Below are 22,239 nucleotides of genomic sequence, written 5' to 3'. Positions count from 1 at the left end.
CAATTATGTGCCTGACATCTGGCCCGTCTACGCTTTCGCTGTGACCATCGGCGGCGACGACGAACCGGCCGCGCCCTCCGCGCGCCCCCAATCCCTGATCTTCAGCTTCCTCGGCGTCTACGCCCTCGACCGCGGCACCGCCATCTCCTCGGGCAGCGTCATCGAGGTGTTCGCCCGCCTCGGCGTCTCCGAGGAGGCCGTCCGGTCGACGCTCGCGCGCATGGTCAAACGCAACCTGCTGGTCCGCCACCGGCTCGGCCGGAGGGTCTACCTCGGGCTCACCCCCCACGCCGAGACGGTGCTGCGCGACGGCCGCCGCCGCGTGTGGGAGACCGGCGCGGTGAACCGCGACTGGGACGGCACCTGGACCGTCGTCGGCTTCTCGTTGCCCGACAGCCGCCGGAGCACCCGCCACGACCTGCGCTCACGCCTGATCTGGGCCGGATTCGGGCCGCTCCAGAGCGGGCTGTGGATCACCCCGGGCACCAAGGACGTCACCGGCGTCTTCGACGGCCTCGACGTCGACGACCACGTCACGGTGCTGGCCGCCCGCGCCTACACCCCGACCGAGGCCGCCGACCTGGTCGCCAAGGCCTTCGACATCGAGCAGATCGCCCGCCGCTACCGCACCTTCCTGGCCCGGTGGGACGTGCCCCGGCCGCTGCCTGACGCCCCCGATGCCCTGGTCAGGCAGCTGCTGCTGCACACCGACTGGTTGCAGCTCGTCCGGCAGGACCCCCACCTGCCGGCCGAGCACCTCCCCGACGACTGGCCGGCCATCCGGGCGGAGCAGGTCTTCCACGCGCGCGCGGAAGAATACGTGCGCCCCGCCCGGCTGGTCGCCGACGGCGTCCTGGACGAACTCATCCCATGACGCAGGCCGTGCCGTTGAGCGTGAACCCGGACGGGTTCGAGTTGGTGCCGCTGTAGGTGCCCTGGACGCCGAAGCCGGCCCGGCCCTGCGGCGCGATGGTGCCGTTGTAGTTCACGTTGCGCGCGGTGACCTGCGTGCCCGACTGCGTCACGGTGGCGTTCCACGCGTTGGTGACCCGCTGGTTGCCCGCCCACGACCACGTGACGGTCCAGCCGTTGACGGGCGCCGTCCCGGTGTTCGTGACGCTGACCTCGGCGGTGAACCCGTTGTTCCACGTGTTGGGCACATAGGTGACCCGGCACCCGGAACCGGGGCTCGGCGACGGGCTGGGCGACGGGGACGGACTGGGAGAGGGACTCGGCGAAGGCGAAGGCGAAGGAGAAGGCGAAGGAGAAGGCGAAGGAGATGGGGACGGGGACGGGGACGGGCTCGGCTCGCTGGTCAGGCCGAAGAACTGGATCGCGGCCGCGGCCATGCCGGTGCTCGGCAGGCTGTGCCCGGCGCCCTGGATGCTGTACGCCTCGACCCGCACCGTGCCGGACGAGTCGGCGTAGCGGCGGCGGTTCCAGTTGGCCTGCGGGGTGTCGCTGCTGGTAGGCGTCTGGCTCAGGCCGAACACGTTCGTCCACTGGTCGATCGCCTGCTGATGGGTGGCGTAGTAGACGAGGGTGTCGTTGGTGCCGTGCCAGAGCTGGACCCTCGGCCGGGGGCCGTTGTAGCCGGGGTAGGCGGCCCGGACCAGGTCACCCCACTGCTGCGGCGTCTTGTTGATGCGCCCGGAGGCGCAGTCGCTGACACCCGGCGACGGCACGTAGTCGGCCTCGTTGGGGAAGCACGCGAACGGCACCCCCATGAACGCCGCTCCGGCCTTGAACACGTCGGGGTAGTTGCCGAGCATGATGTTGGTCTCCATGCCCCCGGCGGAGCTGCCGGTGACGAAGAGACGGTTGGCGTCGCCGTTGTGGCGCTGCCGCGTGTAGGTGACCATCGACATCAGCGAGACGGGGTCGCTGCCGCCGTTGCGCACCTGCGAGGCCGCCGACCACGAGTCGAAGCAGTTGCCCTTCTTGGACGCCGACGGGTAGATGACGATGAAGCCGTACTGGTCGGCGAGGGACCGGAACTCCGAGCTGGAGTAGAACCCCGGTCCGGAACCTCCGCATCCGTGCATGGCGAGCACGATCGCCGGGCTGGGCCGCACGTTGTCCGGCACGTACAGGTGCATACGCAGGTTGCCGGGGTTGCTGCCGAAGTTGGTCACCTCGGTCAGCGTGGCAGCGGCCGCGGGTTGTCCGGCCGCCAGGATCGTGGCGGCGTACACCACTCCGGCGGCGACGACTGCGGTCAATCGCTTCATCGGCCCTCCTCTGGTCGACGTCCTGACGTCAGCCGGTATACGAGCGGCGCGGAGTCCCGGTCAAGGTTCGCCCGTGCGCGATCACAATCGAATGATCATGGAAATGCGCTGCTCACGCTGGTCATCGGGCCATTGCTTATCAAGTAGCTTGATATGCGGGGCCGGAAACTTACATCGCCCGTTATGGTCATCCGGTGAACCCGCCCAGGCTGAGCTATCTGGTCTACCGGCTGGAGCGCCGCATCCGCGCCCGGCTCGACGAGGCCCTCGCGCTCCACGGCATCACGACGACCGAATACATGGCGCTCGGCGAACTCCGCGTACGCGACGGCCTGTCCTCGGCCGAACTGGCCCGCATCGCCTTCGTCACCCCGCAGGCGATGAATCTGGTGGTCCGCGACCTGGAGAGACGTGGTCTCATCCACCGTGACGCCCATCCCGACGGCGGGCGCATCCTGCGGGTCCACCTGTCCCGCCAGGGCCGGGCGGCGCTGCGCAGGTGCGACCGCGCGCTCGACGGCATCGAGGACGAGATGCTGGCCGGCCTCGACGACAGCACCCGCGTCACGCTGCTGGAGGCCCTGACGTGGTGCACCCGCGCACTGCACCCGCCCGGGGCTGGATGATCTCCCGAAATCACCCAGACCCGGTGGTGGACTCGGGCGTTCCCGCCCCAGGTCCACCGACTGGTCGGCGCCGCCGCGGCGGTCCCAGACCGGGGTCTGGGCGCCGTCGGCGGCGCCGGAGTTCGGCAGGACCGAGCCGCGCCTCCCCTACGGCTCTACCGGTCGGACAGGGACCGGATCACCGAGGGAGACCGCGGGTCAGGTCCGGCTCCACCGCTGGTTCGCGCCGCCCCAGCAGGAGTAGACCTGGATCAGGGCGCCGTTGCCGGAGCCGGCGGCGTCCAGGCACAGGCCCGACTGCACGTTCCTGATGCTGCCGTCGGAGTTGATGGTCCACTTCTGGTTCGCGCCACCCCAGCAGGTGTAGATCTGCACCTTCGCGCCGTTGCCGGTCCCGGCGGCGTCGAGGCACTTGTTGCCGTAGACCCGCAGTTCCTGCGCCGAGGTGTAGCTCCACTGCTGGTTGCTGTTGGTGTGACAGTCGTACAGCTGGACCTGGACGCCGTCGGTCGTCGAGGCGCTCGGCACGTCGACGCACCGGTTCGACTGCTGACCGCGGATCTGTTGCCCGGTGCCCGGCGTCGGCGTGGGGGTCGGCGTGGGCGAGGTGCCCGGCGAGGGCGAGGTGCTCGGCGAGGGCGACGGGTTGGGCGTCGCGGCGTTGAGGGCGTTCAGCACCGAGTTGTAGGCGGCCTTCTTGTTGCCGCTGGTGTCGAAGAGCAGCGGGCTGGTGCTGGCGCCCAGCCAGGAGTCGCTGTCACGCACGCCCCACACGGTGATGCCGGTGCAGCGCGCCACCGCGAGGCAGTCGTTCACGACGGCGGCGTAGGTCTGGGCCGAGCCGCCCTGGATGTCCAGCTCGGTGATCTGCACGTCGACGCCGAGAGCCGCGAAGCTCTGGATGGTCGTGCGGTAGTTGCTGTTGTACGGGCTCTGGCTGTTGAAGTGGGACTGGAGGCCGACGCAGTCGATCGGCACGCCGCGCTGCTTGAAGTCGCGGACCATGTTGTAGACGGCCTGGGTCTTGGCCCAGCTCCAGTTGTCGATGTTGTAGTCGTTGTAGCAGAGCTTGGCGGCCGGGTCGGCGGCCCGCGCGGTGCGGAAGGCCACCTCGATCCAGTCGTTGCCGGTCCGCTGGAGGTTGGAGTCACGGCGGCCGCCGCCGTTGCCGTCGGCGAAGGCCTCGTTGACGACGTCCCAGGCGTAGATCTTGCCCCTGTAGTGGCCCATCACGCCGTTGATGTGGTCGATCATCGCCTGGCGGAGCGAGCTCCCGGACGTCTGCTCCATCCAGCTCGGCTGCTGGGAGTGCCAGGCCAGCGTGTGGCCGCGCACCCGCTTGCCGTTCTGCACCGCCCAGTTGTAGATCCGGTCGCCGGCCTGGAAGTTGAACTGCCCCCGGTTGGGTTCGGTGGCGTTGATCTTCATCTCGTTCTCGGCGGTGATCATGTCGAACTCGCGGTTCGCGATCGTCGTGTACTGCGAGTCACCCAGCTTGCCCTGGGCGATGGCGGTGCCGAAGTACCGCCCGCTCTGCTGCGCGGCGGCGGCCAGCGTGCTGCCGGCGGCGTCCGCCGGCACCGTCACCATCAGCGCGGCGCCCACGATTCCGACGACGCTCACCACACCGGCGCCGAAGACCCTCCGAAGGGAGGATGCGGGTAATGCGTTCATACCCATGCCTGACTCCATAACTGAAATCACCGAAAGAGGGAATGCGGGAACCCGGCGAACGACGCCGCACCCCAGACCGCTGGCGCACACCACTGATGGCGTCATGACCGGCGGCCCCTCTGATCACCACATCAGGCCGGGCCGACCGCCTCGGAGACTTAGTGTGGAAACCCAACCGAAACATGTCAACACCGGAGCGAAATTTTCGGCGGCCATGCACCCTGGCCTGATATCCGCCGCGAGCACGTGGACAGGCATCGACGAGGCAGTGCGTCGCGGGAGGGCGGCGAAAATTTACCGATGCCGCACAGCTGCAAGTTTCATGCTCACGCCGTAATTTACGGACGCCGAAACGGCTTGTCAGCAGGGCACGCCACCCCGTCGCGGCCCCCGAGGGCCCTTGACGCCGTCCCACCCGCTGTATTTACTCACCGCCAGCACCACCGACGCCGGGACGCCGAAGGGAGGTCGCACTACGACTTGGTAGCGCTAACAGGGCCGAGCCTGTTCAGCGCGACGTCGTAGGGCCTGGGTGGCACCACACTCCTGGGTCCCCGTGTCCGTCGCTCCGCCTCCTTCGCGGAGGCGGAGCGACGCCCGGACCGGTGGTTTCACCGATGTCCGGCGCACGCCTGTCCCGAGACCATGCCCATATGGCCGACAAGCCGGTTCGACCCTCGTCCGCCGCCGAGCCGACGACCCTGCCCACCCCGCGCGACGGCTCTGGCCGTTACCCTCCGGCGACCAGGCGGCCCCGGAACTCGGCGGTCGCGCTCTGGATCAGCTGGTTCAGGTGCTCGATCTCGGCCTCGGTCGGTTCGCGCCGGAGTTCGGCGTTGATCGCGAAGTCGCCGTCCTCGACGGTCACGGAGAGGTCGGCGAGCAGGTCGTTCGGCAGCCTGCCGAGAACGAACTCCCGGAACGCGTCGGCGATCGCCCCCTGGACGTCGCCGCAGCCGCACGACCGCCCGGCCGCGATGGCCGTGAGGTGGCTCCGCCCGGTGATCGCGTCGGGGTGCGCGACGTCCAGCGTCGCCAGCCCCGCCTCCACGACGTGCCGGGCCTCGTCGAGCCGGTCGGCGTGCTGGAGGAAGAGCCCGAGGGCGATCCGCGAACGGCCCAGGATCTCGTGGTCGGTGCCGAGGTCGGCCACGCCGACGGCCGCCCGCAACCGTTCCTCCGCCTCGGCGGGACGATCCGCCGCCGCCAGCGCGAGACCCCAATTGCGCAGCACCTGGGCGTGGAACTCCGGACGACCGAGGCGGTCGGCGATGGCCTGGGCCCGGGCGTAGGTGGCGAGCGCCCCGGCCGTGTCACCGGTTTCGTCCTGCGCCATGGCGAGGGCGAGCGCCGCCATCAACGCGTCCTCCTCCCGGCCCTGCCGGTCGTAGGAGGCGAGCACCTTCCCGATCGCCTCGACCCGTCCGGCCTGGTCGCCGCAGTCGCGACCGGCGTTGGCAAGCTGGGAGAGCACGTTGAGCGTCGCCTGGTGGTCGGGGCCCAGGCGCTCCTCCAGGGCGTCCGCGAGCCGGGCGAGCACCACCTTCCCCAGCATCGGGTCGCGGGCCGACCGGTCGACCGCCGCGTACGCGACGCCCTCGACCACCTCGTCGGGCAGCCGGTCGAGCGCGGAGAACGGGGGCTCGCCGGCGCCGCCGGCCACGACGATCTCTCCCCGCGCCGCCAGCGCGGCGGCGACCCGCTCGTGACCGCTGCGCCAGTAGGTGCCGACCGCCTCCTCGACGACCTGACGCGCCTGCGCGACGTCGCCGCGCCGCAGGAGCACGTCGGCCAGCGGTTCGAGCGCGAAGGCGTGACCGGGGTGCTCCCGGCCGTAGAAGACCTCACGTTCGCGGAGGTTGCGGCGCAACTCGGTCTCGGCCTCGTCGAGCCGTCCGGCGACGTCCAGCGCCATGCCGAGGTTGAGCCCGTAGGTCAGCTGCTCCTTGCGGGTCTCGGGGTCGCCGGACGGCGGGCCTGAGCAGGCGCTGCGAAAACATTCGACCGCCCGGTCGGACTGGCCGGAGGCGAAGAGGAGGTTGCCGAAATCGCACTGGACGGAGGCCCATTCGGCGCTCTCCCGGCCGTGCCGGCTCTCGACGGCCAGCAGTTCCCTCCGCATGACCTGTTCGGCGTCGACCAGCCGGCCCTCGTGCAGGAGCCCGAACGCGATGTCGAGCGACGACGGTGATCTTGACATGCCGGGAGTATAGGGACGTCGACCGACACGACCCAGGCGTCAACCGATCGGTTCGAGCAGCCGCCGCGGCGTTGATCGCGTCGGACACCGGGTCGTCGCCCTCGTCTGCCGGGTCGAACCCCGGGCCCGGCTCGACCCGGGTCTCCGCGACCGGCACCAGCTCGCCGCACCGTTCGCAGCGCCCGGCGGGGTCGAGCAACCCCCCGTCGCCGTCGTGGCGGACCGCGCGCCGTGCCCCGCCCGGCGAATAGTGGGCGTCGCCCCAGCTCATCAGGGTCCGCACGACCGGCCACAGTTCGACGCCCTTGGGGGTCAGCCGGTTGGTCAGCACGGCACGCGGGATCTTCAACTGGGTGGCGAAGTCGCCGAACCGGCGCACCTCGAAGAACGCGTCACGGACGATCAGGAGCGTCCACCGCTCACCGACGACCTCCAGCGCGCGGGCCAGCGAGCAGTTGCGGTCGGCATAGGTGCTGGGAACGCGCACGCCGCAGGCCCCTACTTCGGCGCGTTCTTCGCCGAGGCCGGCGCCTACGCCGAGGGGCCGACCTGGCTCATGCGCGGCACCGTCGTCACCGACCGCCAGCCTCGGCGCAGGGCGTAGGCCCAGGCCGCGACGCCGAGGGCGAGGCCCCACACGGTCCAGAGCATGCCCGGCACGTTCACCCCCCACGAGGCGGGGTCGACGCCCAACCGGACGTTCATCAGCCCGGCGGGGACCAGCACCACCGCCACGACCGACGCCGGGACGACGGCCAGCGCGGGCGGCACCCGTTCTCCCGCCCTGAACCAGACCCAGCGGGGATAGACCTCGCCCCACCGGCTGACCAGCCCGTGGGTGAGCACGCATCCGCCGATCGACCCGATCGCCCCGCCGAGACCCACTTCCAGCATCCCTGGCGTCTGCCGCATCATGAGCAGGAAGTCCTCGGGGATGCCGAGCGGGACCCCGAAATACCAGGCGATCCTGGTGATCTCATAGGGAACGGGCGCGGCGCACGCCACGTAGACGGCCCACCGGCCCCAGCGACGGGCCGCCTCCGGGGTGGTCCACCGCGGGCGGTGGTAGGCGAGGGCCGCCAGGGCCCACAACAGCCCGCCCAGGAAGAGGATGATCAGGTTCACCCGGTGCCAGTACAGGATGTCCCCGATGCCGTCCTGCGGACCCGGCACGCCCGTGAAGGCGAACACCAGCAGCAGCGGCGCGAAGGCCACCAGCATGAGCAGGGTGTAGTCGGGGATCGCGAGCGCCAGCGTCGCCGCCATGGTCCAGCCGAAGACCAGCATCACCGTCCGGGCCCGGCCCCGTCCCCATCCACGCGCCATCGCCACCGCGACGACCGCGCCCACCAGCCCGGCGACGGCCATGACGGGCGCCACGACCCCGGCCCGGCTGCCCTCCAGGATCGACCCCGACGCCCGGTCGCCGGCGACGGGCGCGAACGGGAACCCGCCGCCGCCCAGCGCCCAGAACACCCCGAGCGCCCCATAGACCGCCGACCAGACGGCCGCGGCGTACCCGGCCCAGGTCGGCCAGTGCCTCCACCAGCGGAGCATCACTCCATCACGTCCTCACATCCGGTTGGCACCAGCCTTGGGGACGCCGGGCCGCCCGCCCATATGCCGTTCGGCACATAGGCGACGGGCCGGCCGCATACCTAGGCTCAGGACATGCGCACCCGAATCACCCGGCCGGTCGACGGCCGCCTGATCGCGGCGATCACCGGCGGCGCGGGCGTCGTGTCGCTGACCGTCACCGCCGTGACAGTGGCGACCGGCGGGCAGAACGACGCGTCCGGGTGGACCGTCGCCGAGTCCGGGTGCCTGCTCTCGCTGATCATCGTGGCGGTCCGCGCCGCCCCCACTCGCGCCGCGCTCACCGCTGCGGCGCTCGCGGGCCTGGCCACGCCGTCTCTGCTGCTCCGGTACGGTCTGGGCACTCCGACCCCGGAGGCGGTGGCCGGCTTCGCCGTCTGGGCTCTGTCGGCGGCGCTCGCCGCCACGGTCGGCCTCTATCTCCGGTCCCTGGACGACCGCCGCACCCGCTCGGTGCTCGACGCGCGCCGGGCCCAGCGCACCGAGCTCGCCCGCGACCTGCACGACTTCGTCGCCCACGACATCAGCGGCATGCTCGCCCAGGCCCAGGCCGGCCGGGTCCTCGCCCAACACGACCCCCGACGCGCGGCCGCCCTCTTCGAGCGCATCGAACAGACCGCCCTCCAGGCCCTGGCGTCGATGGACCGCACCGTACGGATGCTCGACGACTCCGCCGACCGGACGCCGCTCCCCTCCTTGGCGGACCTCCGGGACCTGTGCGACCGCTTCTCCGGCGCCACGACCGTCCACCTGGACATCGGCCCCCGGCTCGACGACCCGGCCAGGGAGGCTGCGGCGACGGCCTATCGGGTCGTCGTCGAGGCCCTGACCAACGTCCGCCGCCACGCGCCGACGGCGAGCCACGTGAAGGTGACCGTGACCGATGTCCCCGGCCCCGCCCTGCGGGTCACCGTGACCGACGACGGCCCCGGGGGAACCCGCCGCGGCGGCGGTTCGGGCCTGCCGGGCCTGACCGAACGGGTCGAGGCGCTCGGCGGCACGCTGACCGCGGGCCCGCACCCGCCGCGCGGCTGGCGGGTCGAGGCGACCATGCCGTCGGTGACAACGTGATCCGCGTCCTGGTGGCCGACGACCAGGAGGACATCCGCAGCGCGTTCCGGATCATCCTCGACGCCCAGCCCGACATGACCGTCGTCGCCGAGGCCGCCTGCGGCGCCTCGGCCGTCGAACAGGCCCGGCACCTGCGCCCGGACGTCGTGCTCGCCGACATCCGGATGCCCCGCCTCGACGGCCTCGAAGTCACCCGCCTGCTCGCCGGACCGGACGTGCGCGACCCGATCCGCGTCGTGGTCGTCACCACCTTCGACCTCGACGAATACGTCCACACGGCACTGCGCAACGGCGCCTGCGGCTTCCTGCTGAAACGGTCGAGCCCGGCGATGCTCGCCGAGGCGGTCCGCGCGGCCGTGTCGGGCGACACCCTCATCAGCCCCCAGATCACCGTGCGCCTCCTGCGCGACCTCACCACCCCGTCGCAGGCGAGCCCGGCCGGTCTCACCGCCCGCGAACTGGAGATCACCCGCCTGGTCGCCCAGGGCCACACCAACGCCGAGATCGCGGCGGCCCTGTTCATCACGGCGGGCACGGTCAAGAACCACGTCGCCGGGATCCAGCGGAAGCTCGCGACGAGGAACCGGGTGGGCATCGCCGCGTGGGCCTGGTCCACGGGCAACGTCCGGCGCCCGGCGTGAAAGTTTCATGCCGGGCCGCCGCTGACCTCGTGCCGAGAGGTCCCGGGAGTCACCAGTTCTGCGCTGTGGCCGCCAGCTGCGCGGCGTCCCGGCCGGGGGAGGCGCCGAACGCCTTGCGGTATTCGCGGCTGAACTGCGACGGGCTCTCGTACCCGACGAAGTAGCCGACCTCCGCCACGTTGCCCGACCTGGTCATGAGCAGGGTGCGGGCCGCCTGGAGCCGGATCTGCTTCTGGAACTGGACGGGCGTCATCGACGTCGCCGCCCGGAAGTGCCGGTGGAAGGACGAAGGGCTCATCCCGCACAATCCCGCCAGGTCGGCGACGACGAGATGCTCCCGGTAGTGCTCGCGGATCCAGCGGATGCCCCGCGAGATGAGCGCGAGGTTCCCGTCGACGAGTCCGATCTGCCGCACGAGCGCGCCCTGGTCGCCGCTGAGCAGCCACCAGAGGATCTCCCGCTGGTATCCGGGCGCGAGCACCCGCAGGTCGTCGGGCCGGTCGGCGACACGCAGCAGCCGGACGACCGGATCGAGCAGCTCCGGCGTCGCGTCGCTCACCGCCAGCCCGGTGAACGCCGGGGGCGGCCCGGTCACCGCGGCCTCCAGCAGCATGGGCGCGACGACGGCCGGGCTCAGGGCCATGCTGAAGACCACGAACGGCTCGTCCGGGCTGGCCTCCAGCGCCTGGCCGATCACCGGGAGGTCGACCGACACGACGACGTACTGGCCGGCGCGGTAGTCGTACGGGACGCCGTTGAGCACCGTGCGCTTGACCCCCTGCGCGACGATCGCGACCGACGGCTCGGAGATCGTGGCGACCGGCGGGGTCGCGCACGCCACGGACGCGATGGTCACCCCGCCCGCGATCGTCTTCTGACGGCCGTCGGCGGTGTGGCGCATGATCAGCCGCCGCATCTCGTCCAGGAGCTCCATGCGCGCCAGTCAACCACCCTGATTGACAGGATCGGGCACGGCGGCGGCAGGATCGGGCTCACGGCCGGGCGGCCCGGCTTGGTGGACTGACCACATGAAACGCAGAACTCTCGGCGCGACCGGGATGTCGGTCAGCGAACTCTCCCTCGGCGCGATGATGTTCGGCAGCATGGGGAACCGCGACCACGACGACGCGATCCGCATCATCCACCGCGCGCTCGACGCGGGCGTCAACGTGATCGACACCGCCGACGTCTACTCCCACGGCGAGTGCGAGGAGATCGTCGCCAAGGCCGTGAAGGGCCGCCGCGACGACCTGGTGATCGCCACGAAGTTCGGGCTGCCGATGGGCGAGGACCCGAACCAGCGCGGCGGCTCCCGCAGGTGGATCGTCAAGGCGGTCGACGACAGCCTGCGCCGCCTCGACGTCGACCACATCGACCTCTACCAGATGCACCGCCCCGACCACGAGACGGACGTCGGCGAGACGCTCTCGGCGCTGACCGACCTCGTCCGGGCCGGCAAGATCCGCGCCTTCGGCTCCTCCATGTTCCCGGCCGAGCTGATCACCGAGGCCCAGTGGGCCGCCCAGCGCACGGGCACCCACCGGTTCCTGACCGAGCAGTCGATGTACTCGATCTTCACCCGCAAGCCCGAGGCGGCCGTCTTCCCGACCACCCAGCGCCACGGCATGGGCGTCCTGACGTTCAGCCCGCTCAACGGCGGCTGGCTCTCCGGCCGCGCCGACCTGGCGGCCGGCCACCGCGCCACCCTGCTGCCCGGCCGGTACGACCCGTCGAGCCCGACCGGCAGCCTCAAGGCCGCCGCGCTCGCCGAACTCACCGACCTCGCCGCCGAGGCCGGGCTGACCCTGCCGCAACTCGCGATCGCCTTCGCGCGGGCGCACCCGGCCGTCACGTCCGTGATCATCGGCCCGCGCACCGCCGACCAGCTCGACGGGCTGCTGCCCGGCGCCGAGGTCGACCTCACCGACGACATCCTGGACCGCGTCGACGCCATCGTCCCGCCGGGAACCGACCTCGACCCCAAGGACAACTACGACACCACCCCGCCGGCCCTGCGGCACGCCCGCCTCCGCCGCCGCTGACCACGCCTCAGAAGTTGAAGACGGCCCCCGTCACCGCGGTCATCTCACAGCGGTTCCCGAAGGTGCGGGTGTAGCGAACCGGCCTGCCCTCCCAGGTGCCGAAGGCCGTGACCCGGTGCGGGAGGTACTCCTTGGTGCAGATCACATCAGGGTTGGACACCAGCCTGCCGAGGTCGCCCTTGATCTCGCGAAGAAGGTCGCAGGCCGGCTTGGGGCTGGTGTGCGTGCCGCCGTCCGGATCGCAGAACAGCGTGGCGACCGTGTGCCCCCGGCCATCGACACTCCTGCTGAGCGTCAGGGCCCCCGAGGGCGTGTCGGCCAGGGCCGGGTGGGCGGCGAACAGCGGGACGGCCACGATGGCGGCAGCAAGAAAGGCACGCATGTTGACTTAGGGTAGCAATATGTATCCGAACAGTCACATACTCGCGCACCCCAAAGGCCCGTGGCCGATTCGATCGGCCACGGGCTGCCTGCCCACGACAGGCGACGGCGGCTCCCGCGCCGGTTCCGGCGCCCTGAAGCGGAGCGGCCACAGGCCGCCGCCCGCCTAGGTCAGGTGGCGGTGCAGGTGACAGTGGCTCCCGCGCCGGTTCCGGTGCCCTGGAAGCCGAGGGTGGCACTCTGCCCGGCTGCCAGTCGCCCGTTGTAGCTCTGGTTGGTGACGGTCACGGATCCGCTGGTGCCGGAGTTGACGCCGTTCCACAACGACGTGATCGCGGCGCCGGAGGGCAGGGTCAGGGCCAACCTCCAGCCGTTGATCGCGGCGCTGCCCGCGGTGACGGTGATGGACGAGACGAACCCGCCGCCCCACTGGTCCTGCACCGTGTACGTCGCCGAGCAGCCCTGCGTCCCGCTGGGCGACGGGCTCGGGCTCGGACTCGGGCTCGGCGAAGGGCTGGGGGACGGACTGGGCGAAGGACTGGGCGAAGGGCTGGGCGACGGGGAGGGCGTGCCGTCGAGTGTGAGGTTCTTCCGCTGGATCTGCCACTGGGTGTTGCACAGACCGCAGTTGTTCCCCACGAACGCGCCGCCGGCCGCAGTGTCCCCCTTCAGCCGCCACTTCAGCCACAACACCGCGACCCGGCCGAACTCGCCACCGTTCGTCTGCCCGTAGGTGCCGCCGTGACCGACGTTCAGATTGCCCATGAACGCGGGCAGCCCGGACGGCAACTTGCCCCAGTCGTCGATCGCGTTCGGGTAGGCGATGTCACTCGTACCGCCGATGAAGTAGGCGATCGGCTTCGTCAGCCGCCTGAGCTGGTAGTCGTCGGCGTCGTTCAGCAACCCGCTGCTGAAGATGGTGGTCGTGGAGATGCGGGGGTCGTTGGAGACGGCGTAGGCCTCCAGCCCTCCGCAGGAGAATCCGCCGACCGCGATCTTGCTCGTGTCGAGCCGGTTGTACAGGACGCTGCCCTGGCGGCCGTTCTCCGAGATCGCCCAGTCGATCGACTGGGTGAGCATCTGGGACGTCGTCGAGCCGGACCCGTTCGGGCTGCCGTTGGCGATGACCAGGAACCCGTGCGAGGCGATCTCGCGGAGGAAGTTCGCCTGCGACAACCCGTTGGCGGAGCAGGCGCCGTTGCCCCACACGTATATAGGGAGTCTCTGGGACGGGATGGTGACGGGCCGGTAGACGGTGTGGTTCTGGAGGCTGCCGTCCCAATCGGCGGGGTATGGCCCCGAACCGCCGACGGCCGCGGCGGCCGGCGTGTTGGTGAGCGCCACTATTCCAGCCAATAACGGGACGACCGCGGCCGCCAATCCCGCGCTGATGATCGAGCGTTTCCTCACTTCACCCTCCGAAGACGTTCGAAATGTGCAGTTACTATCACTGCGGTAACAAAAAGTGTCAAACACTCGAACTCGCCCTATTAATAGGTGCGGCACGCAGACCGCGAACGCCCTCGGACAAGGCGGATCCAGAGGCGCAGATCACCTCGCCCCGCAACCCGGCATCCCACGGCGCACACGAAACAACCCCGCGCCGAGTGAGGGTGAAACTTTCCTCAGCGGTCCCGGTGCACCCGAACCGACAGAGACTCCTCGGACGCCCGGAAATGCGTGATCCAGGACGCGGCGTCCGGCCAATGAGGGGTCGCGATCTCGATGAGCCGCGCCTCGGCGAGCGAACCGAGCGCGGAATGGATCTCCAGCAGCAGTTCCCGGGCCGCCTGGCGAGGCCACGTCGCAGGAAGAAGATGCTCGGGCAGGTCCGGATCGACGTCCGGGAACTTCCGCCAGGAATCCATGACGGAGGTCCGCGCCACCAGCGCCCGAGTGGCGTCGACCTCCCCGTCGCGCACGGCCACCCGCAGGCTGGAGTACTGCGCGATGAAGTCCTCGTAGCCCGAGGCGAGCCCGGCCAGATCATAGGCGGCGGCCGGACCGTGCGGCCCGGCCTCCTCGTCGAACCGGGTGTGCATCACCGACCACCGGCCGCCGTCGACCCCGTCGAGGATGTCGTGCATCGCCTGTTTCACCGGGCCGGACTCCGATCCCGGCCGGATCCAGACACTGTCGTACAGCCGGGCGAACCCCAGCGCCCCCAGGGCCTTGCGCACCGCGTGCCGCGCGGCCTGGCCCGACTGCGGAAGTGAGAAGGAGACGGTCACCCAGTCGCCGGTCCACTTCGGCGGACGCGCGCCGAAGCTCAGGAAGTGATCCATCCGGGAACGATGCCGCGCGATCGCCTGCGGCGTGAGGTGGTAGACGGGCGGCCGCCCCGCTCCCCGCACCGCGATGAGGCCGCGCTTGGTCAGCCGCGACAACGCGGCCCGCGCGCTCGACTCGCTGACGCCGAACTCCGCGAGCATCGCGACCACCGCCGCCGACGGCAGGTCGGCTTCCGAGGACTCGAGGTACTCGCCGAGCAGGGTCGCCAGGAGGTGCTGCGGGTTGGGGCCGGCCTGCGTACGCGGGTCTCTGACGTCATCCGCAGGTGAATGGACATGCACGGCACAAGCTTGCCCCACGTGGCCGACGTGCGGAGCATTCCCGCATATCAGCATTTATAGCGCTACGGAAAAACGTTTTCCCGCCCCATCTTTTGCCTTTCCCATATGGCGTATCGGGAAGGTAGAAGTCGTTCACCGTCCCAAAAGGCCAACAGGGAAGTCATGCCACATTACCGACGGAGTGTCGTACTGGCCATCGCCATGGCCTGCACCATGGGCGGCACGGCCGCATATGCCGAAAACGCCGTCCAGCCGAAAAGCTCGCCGACTCTCCGGCCCTCGGCGCCCCCGCCCAAGAAAATGGCCCACAATCGAATTCCGCAGAACATCGGACAAATTTGCGGCGCACCCTATGTCACTGGCGACCCGGACCTCGGCCCGGTACGCCTGCCACGGTCGGGCTACCTCGGCGCACTCGTGCGCGGCTACGTGCCCATGGGCGGCCTCAAGCCCCAGCACTTCCTCTCGCGCTACTGGAACTACGGCGTGAACGACTACCGTTACCCGCCGAACTCCGGGTTCGCCCTCTCCGGCAATTACCCCAACGGCAGACTGCTGTCCAAGACGACGTTCCTCCAGATCGGCATGAAACTCGACCGTTTCGGCGGCTACGGAGGCGCATTCTTCGCCCCGATGGGAGACGCTTTCGCCAAACGCGCGCTGCCGCCGCGCAACCTCAACACCAATCCGCAGGACCCCGCACACCCGTGCAACTATCACGTGTTCAGGGTGCTCAAGTCGTTCCGCGTGGACGTGGGCCCGGTCTCCCCCGCGTTCCAGCAACCGGGCGGCGGCACGCAATATCACGTGCTCAGCAAGTACATTCCCGAAGCCCCGCAGTCGAACGAAGAGGTCCCGGTGAGCTGGCTGCTGCAGAACGGGTACCTGCAGGAGCTCACCCCACCCGACCAGCGGACCAGCATGCGCCGATCCTAATATCCTGCTAGACAGGATATGCTGAGCCCCATGAACTCACGGGGCATGACGGAGCAGGCGTTCCTCGTCCTCACCGCACTGGCAGACGAGTCCCGCCACGGCTACGGGATCGTCCAGGAGGTCGAGCGACTCTCAGAGGGCCGCGTCCACCTGAAGATCGGCACCCTGTACGGAGTGCTCGACCGACTGGCCGCCGAGGAACTCCTGTCACTCGACCGCGAGGAGGCCCACCAGGGACGCCTGCGGCGCTACTACCGACTCACCGACCAGGGCGCGAGCGCCCTGGAGGCGGAGGCCGCCCGCCTCACCGAAACCGCCCGCTACGCGACCGAACGCCTGCGCGCCCGCCACGCCGGGGGGACGGCGTGACCACCCTGGAAGACCGCTACCGGCGGGTGCTGCGGCTGCTGCCGGCGGCCTACCGCGCCGAACGCGAGGAGGAGATGGTCTCGGCCTTCCTCGACGGCGCGGGCCCCGACGACGAGAACGCGCGGCCACGCTGGCCGGAGATCGCCGGCGTGGCCGCACTGGCGGTGCGGATCCGGCTGGGAGGCGCGACCCCGAGAAGCGCCGCCTGGGGCCGGACCGTACGACTGACCGCCCTGATCGGCCTGGCCTTCCAGGCGACGATGAGCTGCGTCTACCTGGCCCAGACCCTGGGCGTCTACGGGCTGCTCCCCCTGCCGTTCGACGAGACGCCGATCGGCGATCCCGCCTCGGCCGATCGGCTGTGGCACGTGACCAGGGACCTCTCGTCCCTGCTCTGGATCGCCGCCTATGTGGCGCTGGTCCGCGGCCGTCCGCGTGTGGCCAAGGCGACGGCGGCACTGGGCCTGACCGTCTATGTGCTGTCCGGGACGGAGGCGGCGGAGTCGTTCGTGCTCGTCGTCGCCACGCTCGCCCTGCTGGCCGGATATCACCGCGACGCCCCGGCGCACCGCCACCCGGGACGACTGGCGGCGCTCCCCCTGGTCGCCGGTGCGGCGGTCTTCCTGGTCATGATGATGTCGACCTGGGCCATGACAGCGTCGAGCCGGTCGCCCGAGTGGCCGGGCACGTGGGTCTGGGTCTGGTCGTGGCTGCCGCCTTCCGGCCTGTTCTGCCTGGCGCTCCTGGTGGCATGCGCCGTCTGTCTCGCGGCCCACCTGACCGGCCCCCGGTGGCGCTCCCCCTCCGTGCCGCTGGCACTGGCGATCCTGACCGTGCCCGTGACCCTGGCACGCCTCTCCTACCTGAACCCCGGCTCCGACCAGGCCACCGACACGATGAACGCCGTCACCGTCGCCCAGGCCGTCGCACTGGTGCTGACCGGCACGATCCTCACGGTGATCGGCACCCGGACACTGCCCGCCAGGCGCACACAGCGAAAGCCCGCAATCGACGTGGACGATCAGAGGCCGGCCTGAGATTGTCCTACCGGGTCACACCGACAGGACTACGGACGCTGCATTACGCGGCAGGCCCCAGATCCCAGGTCCACAGCGCTTCGCGGCCGCCGCCGACAAGCACGGCGCGGCCGTCGAGGTAGCTCATCGAGAGAGAGCCGAGGTAGCGGGAAGGACGCTGAAGCATCCCGATCTGCCGGCTGGTCGTGAGGTCCCAGACCCGCATGCTCCTGTCCTGTGGCGAGTAGGTGACCGCGATCGGGACACCGGCGACCCGGCCGGAGGCGATGCTGTTCACCTGCTTGGAGTGGCCGAGCAACGGACGCTCGACCTGCTTGCCCGTGGCGAGGTCGTAGAGTTCCACGGTCCTGCCTGTGGCCACGATCGCGACCGCCGTACAGTCGAACAAGGCGATCTCCACCCGGGCCGAGTGCTCGGTCTTCGCGATGCGGAACGATGCCATCCGTTTTCCCGCGCCGACGTCCCAGAGCCGGGCGCGGGTGGCGCTGAAGGTCACCGCGACCGGCCGGTCGGCGAGGCTGATGAGGGCCAGCTGTCCGGCTGGGCCCTTTCCGACGGCGAGATCGTGCAGCAGCGCTCCCGAAGGAAAGTCCCAGATGCGTACCGCGCCCCGAGAGGAAGAGTCACCGGCGTCGTCCTCGTCGACCGCTCCGACCACAAGCGTCCGGCGATCGGCTTCGGTCAGCGCGACCCCGTTGACGAAGCCGTCAGAGCCGATGAGGGGTTCGCCGATCGGCATGCGACCGGCAAGATCTGATATCCGGATCGAATAGTCTCCGAGACCGATCCCCGCGGCCAGAACCGCTCGTCCGCCGTAGTCGCCGGTCGCGAACGAGGTGATGCGCCCGGGCAGCCTGACCGGCGCGTCCAGCGGCCTGCCGCTGCCGAGATCCCACACGCCGGGGAATCTGTCGTCACCGTTCCCTTGGGCCACCACGATCGGCCTGCCGTGCAGCTCGCCGTTCACGCCGTAGATGTCACCGTTGGGCCCCCCGGTGGCAGGAGGAGCGGATTCCCGGCCGGTGGCGAGATCGTAGGCGCGGACGGCGTTGTCGCGCCCGCCGGTCACGATCATGGGACGGTCGCCGAGATCACCAACCGCCAGCGACGTGACGTGCCCCGGAATCTCGAAGGACGACACCCTTTCACCAGTGGCCGGATCGATGACCGCGATCGAGCTTCGGAGCCTCGATCCGTAGGGGTCGGTGGCGATGCCCCCGACGGTTTCGACCGAGACGAACACGGTCCGGCTGTTCAGCACGGCGAGCGACGAGGGGCCGAACCTTCCCCTCAGCCAGTGGTAGGTCGCCTCACGCGTGACCAGATCCCAGCGGATCACCCCGAGATCGGGCGTGGGGATCAGTGCCACCGGACGGCCGCCGATCGTGGTCGTCCTGATCGTGTCGATGCTCTGGATGAACTCGTCCTGAAGAGTGAGCGGTTTCCCGACGGGTTTTCCGGACACCGGATCCCAGGCGATAACGGCGTCGCCCTCTCCGGTCAGCACGAGCGGGACGCCGTGGACGCGGGTCAGCGCGACGGCGCTGAAGATCCCGGTGCCGATGGGCGGACCGATCCGGCGGCCGGTCGCCAGATCGAACACGTGGGCGCCGTCGGTGCCCGCCGCGGCGGCGACCGGCCTGCCGTCGAACTCGCCGAACGCGACGGCACGGAACCGCCCGGCGGGGAGCGGTCCGCCGACGGGCAGCCGAGTGGTCGCGTCCCACCTCTGGAGCGCCCCGTGGCTCCGGCCGAGGATGACGGGTCTGCCGTCGACGGTGCCGTACGCCACCGGGCCGTCGCCGGGGATCGGATCGCCGATCGGTTTCAGAGTGGCCCTGTCCCAGATCCGGATGGTGTGCTCGACACCCGCGCTGATCGCGACGGGCCGGCCGTCCAGCGCACCTACGGCCACCGAGGTCACGTCGGAGTGACCGCCCATGTCCATCGCGACGGGCGCCGCGAACGAGGCGGGAACGCCACCGGGTGACGTCTCCTGGCAGGCGGTGGCCGCCCGAGGCCACTTCACGACGGTCGACCCGGCCGAGGCCAGCGGCACGAACCCGGCCAGAATCAGCGCGGCGAGGATGGGTGGCAGCCGTCGAGAGCTGCCCACAACTATCTGCTCTCGGAACAAACCACGAAGCGCGCACATGACTCGTGCGGCCAGAGCCCGCGGCGTTAACCGGACCTCTATCTCGCTGCATTCAGTGCGTGCGCCAGATGCCACCGCAGACTGAGTCATATCGGCCTTTCCACGTTTGCAACCTCGCTCCTCGCGCATACCCCGCAGCATCTTGCCCAGTTCATACGCAAGTCGCGCCGCTTCGTATGCTCCGCACGCGCCGCGAAGTCATGAATTGCTCACTGTTTCCACCATCGCCCCTACCGAAGAATCAAGGCGTGACAGCGATTCAGGTGAACCGCCTCAGCAAGAGCTACGGAAAATTCCAGGCGGTCGACGACATTTCGTTCGAGGTCGAGGCGGGAACGGTCTTCGCCTTGCTGGGCCGCAACGGCGCGGGCAAGACCACGACGATCGAGCTGCTCATCGGGTTCCAGAAGCCGGACACCGGCTCGGTCCGGGTGCTGGGCCTCGACCCGATCAAAGACCGCGCCCAGGTGCGCGGCAATGTCGGCATCATGTTGCAGGAGGCCGGGTTCTTTCCAGATCTGACGGCCGGGCAGACGGTCGAGATCTGGCGTGACTTCACCCCCGCCGCGCGGCCCGCGAGCGAGGCGCTGGAGCTGGCGGGCCTGACCGCGAAGGCGAAGACGAAGGTGCGGCAGCTGTCCGGCGGTGAGAAGCGCCGCTTGGACCTGGCGCTGGCCCTGCTGGGCCGGCCCGACGTGCTGTTCCTGGACGAGCCGACAACCGGCATGGACCCTGAGGCCCGCCGCAACATCTGGGAGGTCGTCCGCGACCTCGCCGCCCGGGGCACGACCGTGCTGCTGACCACCCACTATCTGGAGGAGGCCCAGCAGTTGGCGACGAACCTGGCCATCATGGACAGAGGTGAGATCGTCGTCGACGGCGACATGGCCGAGACGCTGGCCGCGCGGGTGGGGCGGGTCTCTTTCGAGCTGCCGTCCGTGATCGATCCCGGGGAGTTGCCGCTGCCCGCGACCGTGCGGGGCAGACTCGCCGTGGTCCAGGCCGCCGATCCAGACCTGGCCGCCCAGACGCTGCTGGGCTGGGCGAGCGAACGCGGCCTGCGCCTGCGCGGACTGGAGGTCCGGGCGGCCTCACTGGAAGACCTGTTCCTGGAACTGGCCCAGAACCACGAAACACCCCCAAACGGCGCCCCGGCCCGAAGCGACCGCCCTGGCCGGAGTGGTGGCGCCCGTGCGTGACGTGCTGACCGTGGCGCGGCTGGGCGGACGGCTGTTCTTGGGCGACGGGCGGGCTGTCGGCGGCATCGCGGTGCTCGGCGTCTGCCTGGGCGCGGGCCTGCCGTTGCTGATCGCCGCCTCGCTCAGGAGCCGCGATGTGGAGGTGGTGCTCGGCATGCATCTCGGCATGCTCGCCGTGGTCCTGACCATGGTCGCGACCACTCAGACGGCCGTGACGCTGTCGACCAGGCGGGAGATGCTGGTTCTCAAGCGCTTACGCGCCTCGGGCCTGCGCGGGCGGGCCATCATCGGCGGCGAGCTGGTCAACATCGTGACGCAGGCCACTCTCCTGTCGGCCCTCATCTCGATGATCCTCTACACCTTCACCTACGTCCCGCCACCTCAACTGCCGCTGTTGTTCGCGGCGTGCGTCGTCGCGGTGGCCGGGGTGCTGGCGCTGATCGGCGTCATCTTCTCGATCGTGACCCGCCGCCCTGACCTGAACGCCCCCGCCACGATCCCGTTCATCGTGGCCAGCGCGGTCGGGGCCGGAGGATATGGGCCGTTCGTCACCGGCCTCCTCCCCGGCTGGGTCCAGTGGGCACTCGACCTGCTGCCGACCGGAGCGATGGTCGAGATCGCCGGACTCGCCTACCGAGGCGGCGAGCTTGCGACGCTGACCGGGCCCGTTCTGAACCTGACCGTCTGGGCCCTCCTCGGCCTGGTCACCGTCCGCTTCCTCTTCCGATGGGACCCACGGCGATGAGTTTCACAGCCACCTACAAGCTGAGCGCCCGGCTGTTCTGGCGCGACAAGGGCATGCTGCCTGCCTCTGTGATCACCCCGCTGGGGCTGGCGATCGGAATGCCGACGCTGATGCGCAACGTCCAGGCCGACGGCGTCGCGGCCGCGGCGCAGATGTTCGCGGGGGCGCTCGCGCTCATCCTGGCGGCAACCGCGTTTCTGAACATCACCGTCGCCCTGACCATGCGCCGCGACCAGCTCGTGCTCAAACGGCTGCGCACCACCCGGCTCACCGACCGGCAGATTCTCCTCGGCGAGGTCGCGAACAACGTCACGCAGACGGTCGCCCTCATGATCGTGTCGGCCGTGGCCGTACACTTCCTGGCCGATGTGCCGCTGCCGAGGAATCCGGTGCTGTTCACGGTGTTCGCCGTCGCGGGTTCGGCGGTGCTGGCGACGCTGGGGGTGGCGTGGACGGCCGCGATCCCGCGCGGGGAGCTCGCGGCGCCCATGACTCTGCCGTTCTTCTTCCTGGCCGGGCTCGCGTCCGGGGCGATGGGCACGATCATGGACCTGCTGCCCTCCTGGCTGCACCCATTGCTCGCCGCCCTGCCCACCAGCGCGGTGGTGGACGTGGTCCGCACTTCCTACGGGCCGGGAACACTCGGCTCCGACCTGGCGGCGGCAGCCGTACCGGCTTTGGCTCTGGCGGTGTGGGCGGGGATCGCGCTGCTCTCGATTAGGAGGTGGTTCCGCTGGGACTCCAGAAAGTCATAATGGGCCGA

The 22,239-nt window shown here is 70.2% G+C and carries 20 protein-coding genes; 11 read left to right on the top strand and 9 right to left on the bottom strand.

Going from position 1 to position 22,239, the window contains the following annotated elements; all coding sequences use genetic code 11:
- The first annotated feature begins 40 nt into the window (after positions 1-40).
- Positions 41-874, top strand: coding sequence for a PaaX family transcriptional regulator (locus GT755_RS13200; RefSeq protein ID WP_328794331.1), 834 nt, complete (start codon positions 41-43; stop codon positions 872-874).
- Here the strand turns inward: GT755_RS13200 and GT755_RS13195 are convergent.
- Positions 864-2,231, bottom strand: a complete 1,368-nt coding sequence (locus GT755_RS13195) for an extracellular catalytic domain type 1 short-chain-length polyhydroxyalkanoate depolymerase (protein WP_161479964.1) — start codon at positions 2,229-2,231, stop codon at positions 864-866. The genes GT755_RS13200 and GT755_RS13195 overlap by 11 nt on opposite strands.
- 194 nt (positions 2,232-2,425) lie before the next feature.
- On the opposite strand from GT755_RS13195, the gene GT755_RS13190 reads away from it, so the two are divergent.
- Positions 2,426-2,857, top strand: a complete 432-nt coding sequence (locus GT755_RS13190) for a MarR family winged helix-turn-helix transcriptional regulator (protein ID WP_285585888.1) — start codon at positions 2,426-2,428, stop codon at positions 2,855-2,857.
- A gap of 198 nt (positions 2,858-3,055) precedes the next feature.
- Here GT755_RS13190 and GT755_RS13185 read toward each other — a convergent pair whose 3' ends face one another.
- The 3 genes from GT755_RS13185 to GT755_RS13170 all read right to left on the bottom strand — a co-directional run bounded on the left by GT755_RS13185 (position 3,056) and on the right by GT755_RS13170 (position 8,288).
- Complete coding sequence (locus tag GT755_RS13185; protein WP_328794330.1) at positions 3,056-4,480, bottom strand: endo-1,4-beta-xylanase; 1,425 nt, start codon at positions 4,478-4,480, stop codon at positions 3,056-3,058.
- A 781-nt stretch (positions 4,481-5,261) separates the two neighbouring features.
- Complete coding sequence (locus GT755_RS13180; protein ID WP_235966489.1) at positions 5,262-6,731, bottom strand: tetratricopeptide repeat protein; 1,470 nt, start codon at positions 6,729-6,731, stop codon at positions 5,262-5,264.
- Between the two features lie 531 nt (positions 6,732-7,262).
- Positions 7,263-8,288, bottom strand: a complete 1,026-nt coding sequence (locus tag GT755_RS13170) for an NYN domain-containing protein (RefSeq protein WP_161479960.1) — start codon at positions 8,286-8,288, stop codon at positions 7,263-7,265.
- 114 nt (positions 8,289-8,402) lie between these two features.
- Between GT755_RS13170 and GT755_RS13165 the strand changes: the two genes are divergently transcribed.
- Both GT755_RS13165 and GT755_RS13160 read left to right on the top strand, forming a co-directional pair.
- Entirely contained in the window at positions 8,403-9,398 is a 996-nt protein-coding gene (locus GT755_RS13165; protein ID WP_161479959.1) for a sensor histidine kinase, read from the top strand.
- Positions 9,395-10,039, top strand: coding sequence for a response regulator transcription factor (locus tag GT755_RS13160; protein WP_328794329.1), 645 nt, complete (start codon positions 9,395-9,397; stop codon positions 10,037-10,039). Before GT755_RS13165 ends, GT755_RS13160 begins: the two co-directional genes overlap by 4 nt.
- A gap of 49 nt (positions 10,040-10,088) precedes the next feature.
- Here GT755_RS13160 and GT755_RS13155 read toward each other — a convergent pair whose 3' ends face one another.
- Positions 10,089-10,973, bottom strand: a complete 885-nt coding sequence (locus tag GT755_RS13155; RefSeq protein ID WP_161479958.1) for an AraC family transcriptional regulator — start codon at positions 10,971-10,973, stop codon at positions 10,089-10,091.
- Positions 10,974-11,067: 94 nt separating this feature from the next.
- Between GT755_RS13155 and GT755_RS13150 the strand changes: the two genes are divergently transcribed.
- Entirely contained in the window at positions 11,068-12,081 is a 1,014-nt protein-coding gene (locus GT755_RS13150; RefSeq protein WP_161479957.1) for an aldo/keto reductase, read from the top strand.
- A 7-nt stretch (positions 12,082-12,088) separates the two neighbouring features.
- Here the strand turns inward: GT755_RS13150 and GT755_RS13145 are convergent, their stop codons facing one another.
- From GT755_RS13145 to GT755_RS13135, 3 genes are all read right to left on the bottom strand, one after another.
- Positions 12,089-12,463, bottom strand: coding sequence for an SSI family serine proteinase inhibitor (locus tag GT755_RS13145; RefSeq protein WP_161479956.1), 375 nt, complete (start codon positions 12,461-12,463; stop codon positions 12,089-12,091).
- A gap of 170 nt (positions 12,464-12,633) precedes the next feature.
- Entirely contained in the window at positions 12,634-13,872 is a 1,239-nt protein-coding gene (locus GT755_RS41100) for a cellulose binding domain-containing protein (RefSeq protein WP_161479955.1), read from the bottom strand.
- A gap of 215 nt (positions 13,873-14,087) precedes the next feature.
- The gene (locus tag GT755_RS13135; RefSeq protein ID WP_202609925.1) at positions 14,088-15,035 is read right to left on the bottom strand and encodes a PaaX family transcriptional regulator; all 948 of its coding nucleotides are present in this window, start codon (positions 15,033-15,035) and stop codon (positions 14,088-14,090) included.
- A 213-nt stretch (positions 15,036-15,248) separates the two neighbouring features.
- Between GT755_RS13135 and GT755_RS13130 the strand changes: the two genes are divergently transcribed.
- From GT755_RS13130 to GT755_RS13120, 3 genes are read left to right on the top strand one after another with little or no spacing between them, the layout of a single operon-like run.
- Positions 15,249-15,971, top strand: a complete 723-nt coding sequence (locus GT755_RS13130; RefSeq protein ID WP_161479953.1) for a TNT domain-containing protein — start codon at positions 15,249-15,251, stop codon at positions 15,969-15,971.
- 30 nt (positions 15,972-16,001) lie between these two features.
- Positions 16,002-16,340, top strand: a complete 339-nt coding sequence (locus GT755_RS13125) for a PadR family transcriptional regulator (RefSeq protein ID WP_235966487.1) — start codon at positions 16,002-16,004, stop codon at positions 16,338-16,340.
- A complete protein-coding gene (locus tag GT755_RS13120) occupies positions 16,337-17,377 on the top strand; it encodes a DUF2339 domain-containing protein (protein WP_161479952.1) in 1,041 nt (346 codons plus the stop codon). Before GT755_RS13125 ends, GT755_RS13120 begins: the two co-directional genes overlap by 4 nt.
- Before the next feature lie 43 nt (positions 17,378-17,420).
- On the opposite strand, the gene GT755_RS13115 is transcribed toward GT755_RS13120, so the two are convergent.
- Entirely contained in the window at positions 17,421-19,493 is a 2,073-nt protein-coding gene (locus GT755_RS13115; protein ID WP_161479951.1) for a WD40 repeat domain-containing protein, read from the bottom strand.
- 287 nt (positions 19,494-19,780) lie between these two features.
- On the opposite strand from GT755_RS13115, the gene GT755_RS13110 reads away from it, so the two are divergent.
- Genes GT755_RS13110 through GT755_RS13100 form a run of 3 tightly spaced genes read left to right on the top strand, consistent with a single transcriptional unit; the run spans position 19,781 to position 22,231 of the window.
- Entirely contained in the window at positions 19,781-20,731 is a 951-nt protein-coding gene (locus GT755_RS13110) for an ABC transporter ATP-binding protein (protein ID WP_328794328.1), read from the top strand.
- A complete protein-coding gene (locus tag GT755_RS13105; RefSeq protein ID WP_161479950.1) occupies positions 20,724-21,476 on the top strand; it encodes an ABC transporter permease in 753 nt (250 codons plus the stop codon). The genes GT755_RS13110 and GT755_RS13105 overlap by 8 nt, the downstream gene beginning before the upstream one ends.
- Positions 21,473-22,231 (top strand): ABC transporter permease, encoded by a 759-nt coding sequence (locus GT755_RS13100; protein ID WP_161479949.1) that lies wholly within the window; start codon positions 21,473-21,475, stop codon positions 22,229-22,231. The genes GT755_RS13105 and GT755_RS13100 overlap by 4 nt, the downstream gene beginning before the upstream one ends.
- Positions 22,232-22,239: the final 8 nt, after the last annotated feature.

Source organism: Herbidospora solisilvae, from assembly GCF_009901565.1.
In the GTDB taxonomy this organism is placed as follows: domain Bacteria; phylum Actinomycetota; class Actinomycetes; order Streptosporangiales; family Streptosporangiaceae; genus Herbidospora; species Herbidospora solisilvae.
This window is presented reverse-complemented; position numbering and strand designations above follow the sequence as displayed.